This window comes from uncultured Campylobacter sp. (assembly GCF_938045465.1).
In the GTDB taxonomy this organism is placed as follows: Bacteria; Campylobacterota; Campylobacteria; order Campylobacterales; family Campylobacteraceae; genus Campylobacter_B.
Map to the genome: position 1 here is coordinate 1 of NZ_CALIBF010000167.1, position 6,434 is coordinate 6,434.

5 protein-coding genes are annotated in these 6,434 nt (G+C 52.8%); all 5 read left to right on the plus strand.

The annotated features are described in order from the left end of the window. Positions 1 to 1,487, plus strand: a 1,487-nt coding sequence (locus tag Q0413_RS08110) for an ATP-binding cassette domain-containing protein (RefSeq protein ID WP_298988468.1), incomplete at its 5' end; no start/stop codon positions are given. Then, the gene (locus tag Q0413_RS08115; RefSeq protein ID WP_298988469.1) at positions 1,474 to 2,334 is read left to right on the plus strand and encodes a hypothetical protein; all 861 of its coding nucleotides are present in this window, start codon (positions 1,474 to 1,476) and stop codon (positions 2,332 to 2,334) included. The genes Q0413_RS08110 and Q0413_RS08115, both read left to right, overlap by 14 nt. Beyond that, positions 2,331 to 3,977 carry an ABC transporter permease gene (locus tag Q0413_RS08120; protein WP_298988470.1) on the plus strand — a complete coding sequence of 549 codons (1,647 nt, stop codon included), beginning with the start codon at positions 2,331 to 2,333 and terminating at the stop codon, positions 3,975 to 3,977. The genes Q0413_RS08115 and Q0413_RS08120 overlap by 4 nt, the downstream gene beginning before the upstream one ends. Further along, a complete protein-coding gene (locus Q0413_RS08125; RefSeq protein ID WP_298988471.1) occupies positions 3,974 to 5,179 on the plus strand; it encodes a hypothetical protein in 1,206 nt (401 codons plus the stop codon). Before Q0413_RS08120 ends, Q0413_RS08125 begins: the two co-directional genes overlap by 4 nt. After that, positions 5,176 to 6,267, plus strand: coding sequence for an ABC transporter permease (locus tag Q0413_RS08130; protein WP_298988472.1), 1,092 nt, complete (start codon positions 5,176 to 5,178; stop codon positions 6,265 to 6,267). The genes Q0413_RS08125 and Q0413_RS08130 overlap by 4 nt, the downstream gene beginning before the upstream one ends. Positions 6,268 to 6,434 lie beyond the last annotated feature (167 nt).

Genomic DNA, 6,434 nt, shown 5'->3' on the forward strand with positions numbered 1-6,434 from the left:
AATTTCTCTTCCCACGTTCCATGCACGGAACCTTGATCGAAAAACTCTCCGGTGGTGAGAAGAAGCGGCTCTTTCTCTTAAAACTCTTGATTGAAAAACCCAATGTGCTTCTCCTCGATGAGCCCACCGTCGGCGTCGATCCGCTCTCGCGCAGCGAGCTGTGGGCGATCGTGCGCGAGTATCTGGATCAAAGCGGCGCGAAATGCATATTTTCGACGGCGTATTTCGACGAGGCGGCGGATGCCGATCTGACGCTGATTTTGCTCGGCGGCAAGATCATAGCGCAGGAGCGCGCCGCAAAGATCACCGCGGCGCTGCGGGATCGCACCTTTCGCATCGACGGCGAGGATTATCAGAGCCTGGCGCGCCGCTTGATGTTTAAGACGCAAAGATTTTTAAAAAACTCCCCGCTCATCGACATCTGCCCCAGAGACGGCAGCGTCGATCTGCTAAGCGAGGAGCCGATAAGCCTGCGCGATCTGCAAGAGTTTTTAAACGCGAGCCTAGAGGGTGATGGCGAAAATACAGAGCGCGAAAACGGGCGCGACGAAAATTTTAAAATTTCAAACGAAAACATGAAATTTAACAAAGGCGCTAAATTTAACGAAAACGAAAGTGCGAAATTTAAACTCAGCCCGCGCGAGGCGAGCCTAGAGGATGCGTATATTTTTTTAAATAGAGCAGAGATCGGCGCGGCAAACTTCGGCTACGAAAAAAAGAGCTTCGATGCGGCTCAAACCGTCATCAAAGTGCGCGACGTGAGTAAAAAATTCGGCTCGTTCACCGCCGTGGAAAATACGAGTTTCGAGGTCAAAAAGGGCGAGATTTTTGGCCTTCTGGGTCCAAACGGCGCGGGTAAGACGACGACTTTTCGCATGATCTGCGCGCTTTTGGGGATGAGCGGGGGCGAGATCTCGGTCATGGGCGAGGATCTGCGCTACGCCAAATCATCGATCAGATCGCGCATCGGCTACGTCTCGCAGAAATTTTCGCTTTATAAAAAGCTAAGCTGCTATCAAAATTTAGAGTATTTCGGCCGCAGCTACGGTATCGGTGGCGCGGCACTGAAACGGCGCATAGAGGAGCTTTTGAGCGAGTTTGGCTTGCAGCGACTGCGAAACGAGACGTGGCAGAACCTGCCCTTTGGTGCGGGGCGCAACCTTTCGATGGCGTGCGCGCTCATCCACCGCCCCGAGATTTTGTTTCTCGACGAGGCCACCAGCGGCGCCGATCCGCTCTCGCGCAGACTCTTTTGGAACCGCATAAACGCGCTGGCGCGCACCGGCGTGAGCGTGGTCGTGACGACGCATTTTATGGAGGAGGCGGAGTATTGCGATCGGTTTTTGATCCAAGATCGCGGCAAAATCCTAGCACTAGGCAGCCCCGACGAGGTCTGCGTGCAGGACGGGCGGCGGCTTAGCGTGCAGCAGGCCTTCATAAACGAGGTGCAAAAATTTAGAAGCGAGGCGGGCGATGAGGGCTTTTGATCTAAATTTTGCGCGAGCGGCGAGGATTTTTGATCCGAATTTTATGCGGGCGAAGCGAAAACTAGCGTGCCCGCGCGATAAAATTTTAAGCCGCAAAAGGGTCTTATGTGACAATGAAATTTTAAGCGGCGACGGAATTTTGAGCGACCGGGCTTTGAACATCGGTAAAATTCTAAGCGGCAGCGGGATTTTTAGTAGCGGCGAAATTTGGAACGATAGTAAAATTTTAAATGGCGGCGAAATTTTAAGAGATTGCGAAATTTCAAGCGACAGCGAGATTTTAAATCGGGCGTTGCGCGGCGGGATGCAGCGTGGATTTTGTAGATGGATACTGCGCGAGCTCCGCGGCGAAACAAGCCCGCTCCGTCTGCGCCGTAAATTTCAAAGCGTGAGCGGCTCGCAAACGGATTATAAATTTAAAAAGGCGGTTGTTCTGCAAACAGGTCGCAAATTTAAAAAGGCAGCCAGTCTGCGGGTAGCTTGTAAATTTAAAACTCCGATGCAAAAATTTCATCGCAGATTTTGCGCCGCTGCGGAGCTTTTGCGTCAAAAATTCCGCAGCGAGACAATGCCGCGGTGCATAAAATTTCAAAGCCCGTCGTATGTGCTCGCACGGCTAAAATTTCAGGGTGCGATGAGCGAAATAGGCACGAGCAGTCCGTCTGCGCCGTTAAAATTTCAAATCTCAGTTACCGCGCTTTTGCAATTAAAATTTGGGGGCGTGTCAAATGCGACCCTGCGGCTAAAATTTCAAAATGCGGTCGCCGAATTTGCGCGATCAAAATTTAGAGGCTCGCCACGAGCGGCGCAGCGGCGTAAAATCCAAGTGCAGGGGCAGGGCGGATGAACTTTACCTTTTTAAAAATCCTCGTAAAAAAGGAGTTCGCGCAGATCGCAAAGGACCGATCGGCGCTCGTGATCGCGTTTTTGATGCCGCTAATTTTGGTCGTGATCTACGGATACGCGATGCGGATGGACATAAAGCCCGTCAAGGTGGGCTTCGTAAGCGATCTGGGCTCCAAAATCGAGCGGGATCTGCTCGGCGGATTTTTGGGCTCAAAATACCTGCAAACCCGCGTCTATACGGATTTAGAGAGCGCGAGGAGAGATTTTAAGGCGCACGAGATCGAGAGCATTTTGTATTTTGATCCGCGCTTTGCGGCGAAATTTCAAAACACTTTGGGCGGACTCGGCGGCGCGGGCGGCGGCGTAAATTTAAATATCTTTAGCGACGAAAGCCTCTCCATGGACGGTGCAAGCGATATCCAAAATATGAGCGGCGACGCCAATGTCCGTCCGCTTGAGGACGACGGCGCTGGCACTAGCACGGAGAGCGGCATAAACACCTCTGCAGGCCGTACCGGCGCAAGAGGGGAGGGCTCATACGGCAACGGCTCAGAAGCGGGCGGCAGCGGAGTAAATTCAAGCAGCGCGACCGCAAATTCTAGCGGCGGTAGTATGGGCGCGACTGCAAATTCTAGTAGCGGCGCAGGCGACATAGGCGCAAATCAAGGCAGCGTAAATTTAATAGGCGGCGCAGGCGATACGAATACAGGCCTCATCGGCGGTGCGGATGATCTCCAAAATGCGAGCGGCGGCGTCAATGCAAGCCCCTTCGCTAACGGTGCAGGCGGCGCAGGCGACGCTGCAAATAACGGCGGCGGCGCGGGCGGTGCAGGCGGCGCGAGCGGCTCGAATAAAGACGGCGCCGAGATTTTCCTTATCCAAAACGCCACGCAGTCGCAGCTCGCGCTTCTTAGCTACGTCTATGTCGCGGGCGTGATCGAGCAGGTTTTGGCGCAAGATTACGGCTTTTTAAACGCAAATTTAAACGCCGCAGCAAGGCCCGTCAGCGTGAATTATCGCAGCTGGTTCAACGAAGCCAACGAATCGACGTGGTATCTCGTATCTGCCGAGTACGTGGGGATTTTGGGCCTCATCTGCCTATTTATGGTCGCAGTCGTGATCTCGCGCGAATGGGACCGCGGCACGATCGCCTCGCTTTACAATTCCAACGCAAGCGCGCTTGAGATCGTCACTGCCAAGGTCGGCGCGTATTATTTCCTAGCGCTTTTGGGCGGCGCGATGACGCTCGTTTATGGGCAGACGCTTTTGGGCATCCCGATCCGCGGCAGCGTGGCGATGCTGCTGGCGACGCTTTGCGTATTCGTGCTGGAGATGACCTGCCTAGGCATGCTGATCTCGGCGATCTGCAAAAATCAATTCCTAGCGCAGGAATACGCCATCGTCATCGGCTACCTGCCCGTGACGCTGCTTAGCGGCATGATATTTGATCTGCGCGGACTGCCCGCAGCGGTCAACTTCATCGGGCACCTGCTGCCGCCCACATACGCGGTCGAGTCCTTTCGCATCTGCTTCCTATCGGGCGGACAGAGCGCGACGCTGTGGGTAAACCTCGCCATTCAGGCGCTCGGAGCGGTTTTGTTTTTCAGCTTGTGCGTGCTTAGCGTAAAAAGGGGCGCGCGATGAAATTTTTATTTTTGCCTTACGCTTGCGCGGAGAAATTTCGCGCCGCAAAAACCGGCGCAATTAATGTTCCGCTTTCGCCCGAGGCATCGATGGCGGAATTTTACGTCGCCAAAAGAGAGGACGCGATGAAATTTTTAGAATTTTTTTGCAAGCGAGCGGAGCGCGGGCTTGAAATTTTAAAATTTCTTAGCGCGAGGCATTTTGGCTTGCGAACGACGGCGACGGAGTTTTTAAATTTAACACCCGCGCCGCCGCGCAATGGATTTAGAATTTTAAAATTTACGCCCGAACCGCTGCGCAATCTGTTTGGAATTTTAAAATTTGCGCTTGCTTCGGCGCGTCTTGCGGACACAGCGCAAAATTTCATATCGAAGTGCGGATTTAAAATTTTAAAGTTTATTCACAAGCCGCTGCATGCTCTACGCCATGCTTTAACACGTGCTCTACTACGCTGCACTTCGCTACGCGCGGATAAAGCCGAAGCAGGGCGAGCGGCACGGCTTATTTCGCAGCATACGCACGACGCGACAGAAAAACGGCGTGCGGTTAAGTTTGATCATGTGAGCAGTTTGGATTCCGCGCAGCGCCGCATAGCGCGACTTTGTAGCGCAGCTGCACGGCACGGCTACGAAGTAGGGTGCGCGGAAAAGCTTAGCAAATTTAACCTCATAAGCGCGCTTTTAAATTTTAAATCGTGTTTTGCGATGCAGCTTTGCAGCGCGGTTACACGGCGTAACTACGAAGCGTGGCGTAGCGAAATTTACGCCGTTTGCTTGCATAAGTACCCCGCTTTGATTCGAGCCGCAAGCGGTAAAATTTCGCGCTATGAAGTAGGGCAAGCGACGAATACTTCGCTTTCACGGGGAGTGCAAAGAATGAAATTTTATGCTCTGAATAGGCATGCGATAAAATTTTTAAAATTTCTCGGTGCGAGCCGTTTTGGCTCGCAAACGGCGGCGTGGTTTTTAAAATTTAAACCCGAGGTGCCGCGCAATAGATCTGAAATTTTAAATTTCATGTTCGCGTCGTATAAGCTCAAGCTCGCGCTGCGGAAATTTACGCCCGCGCCGCGCAAAATTAAATCGGCGCCCGCAGTGCGTTTAAATTTCGCTTTAAATTCCGTGCCGCGAGCCCGCACCGCTAAATTTGAAAATGGCGTTAAATTTAAAGGTGCCGCTAAATTTAAAAGGGGCGCGCAATGAACGCTCTGCGAAAATCTCTGCTTCGAATTCGCGCGCTGATAAAAAAGGAATTTTTGGCGATGTTTCGCGACAAGGGCACGCGCATGGTGCTGATCGTGCCGGTGCTGGTGCAGGCGATCATATTCGGCTACGGCGCGAATTTCACCCCCGAGCAGGTGCGCTACGCGATTTTGGACGACGCCCGCGATGCGACGTCCACCGCGCTGGTACAGCAGATCGCCGCTACGCCGATGTTTAAGACCGAACTTGGCTGCAAAGACCTAACTTGCCTGCGCCGCGCCGTAAGTGAGGGCGAAGCGATCATCGGGATCTATTTCGGCGGCGATTTTGTGAGCACGCACGAGCTTTTGATCATCGCGGATTCGCGCAATACGACCTTGGCAAACACCGTCATCGGCTTCGTGCAGGCTATAGTGCAGGAATACAACGCACAGCATTTTGTAAATTTAATCAGCATAAATCCGCGCTATGTTTTTAACGAAAACACGATCACGCGCTACACGATCATGACGGGGATGATTTTGGGGCTTTCGATGATTCAGGTGCTGATGCTATCGGCGTTTAGCGTCTCTCGCGAGCGCGAGGAGGGGAGCTTCGATATGATGCTGATGACGCCCGCGAACCCGCTTGAGATGCTGATCGGCAAGGCTGTGCCGCCCGTGCTGATCGCGATCGCGCAGGGGCTCGCGCTGTTTTTGATCTGCGTATTTTACTTCGAAATTCCATTCCGCGGGCGCTTTGCGCACCTTTTTGCGATCATCGCGATCTTTAGCGCCTGCAACGTAGGCATCGGCCTCGTGATCTCGACCGTCTGCAAAACCTCGCTGCAATCGGTCGTGAGCTCGTTTTTATTCCTGCTGCCGTGCATTATGATAAGCGGGCTGATAACGCCTGCGGACGCGATGCCGCGGTGGTTTTACTACATCGCGCACCTAGATCCGATGTATTATGCTAACAACTGCATGTGGCGGATCTATCTGGAGGGCGCGGGCCTGGGCGAGCTGTGGCATCTCATCGTGCCGCTGCTGCTGATCGGCGCGGGCACGATGGCGCTGGCCGCGTCGCTTTTTAGAAATAAGCTGGATTAGGGATTTAGATCGGAATTTCAGCTGGAATTTTGGCTTGGATTTTGCTTCGTCGGAATTTTTGGATTGAACCTCTGCTTAAAATTTTAAATTGATCGCGGATTTCGGCTTGGAATTTTGCCATAAATTTTGCGCGTTCGTAGCGGATAAAATTAAATCAAAATCCCGAG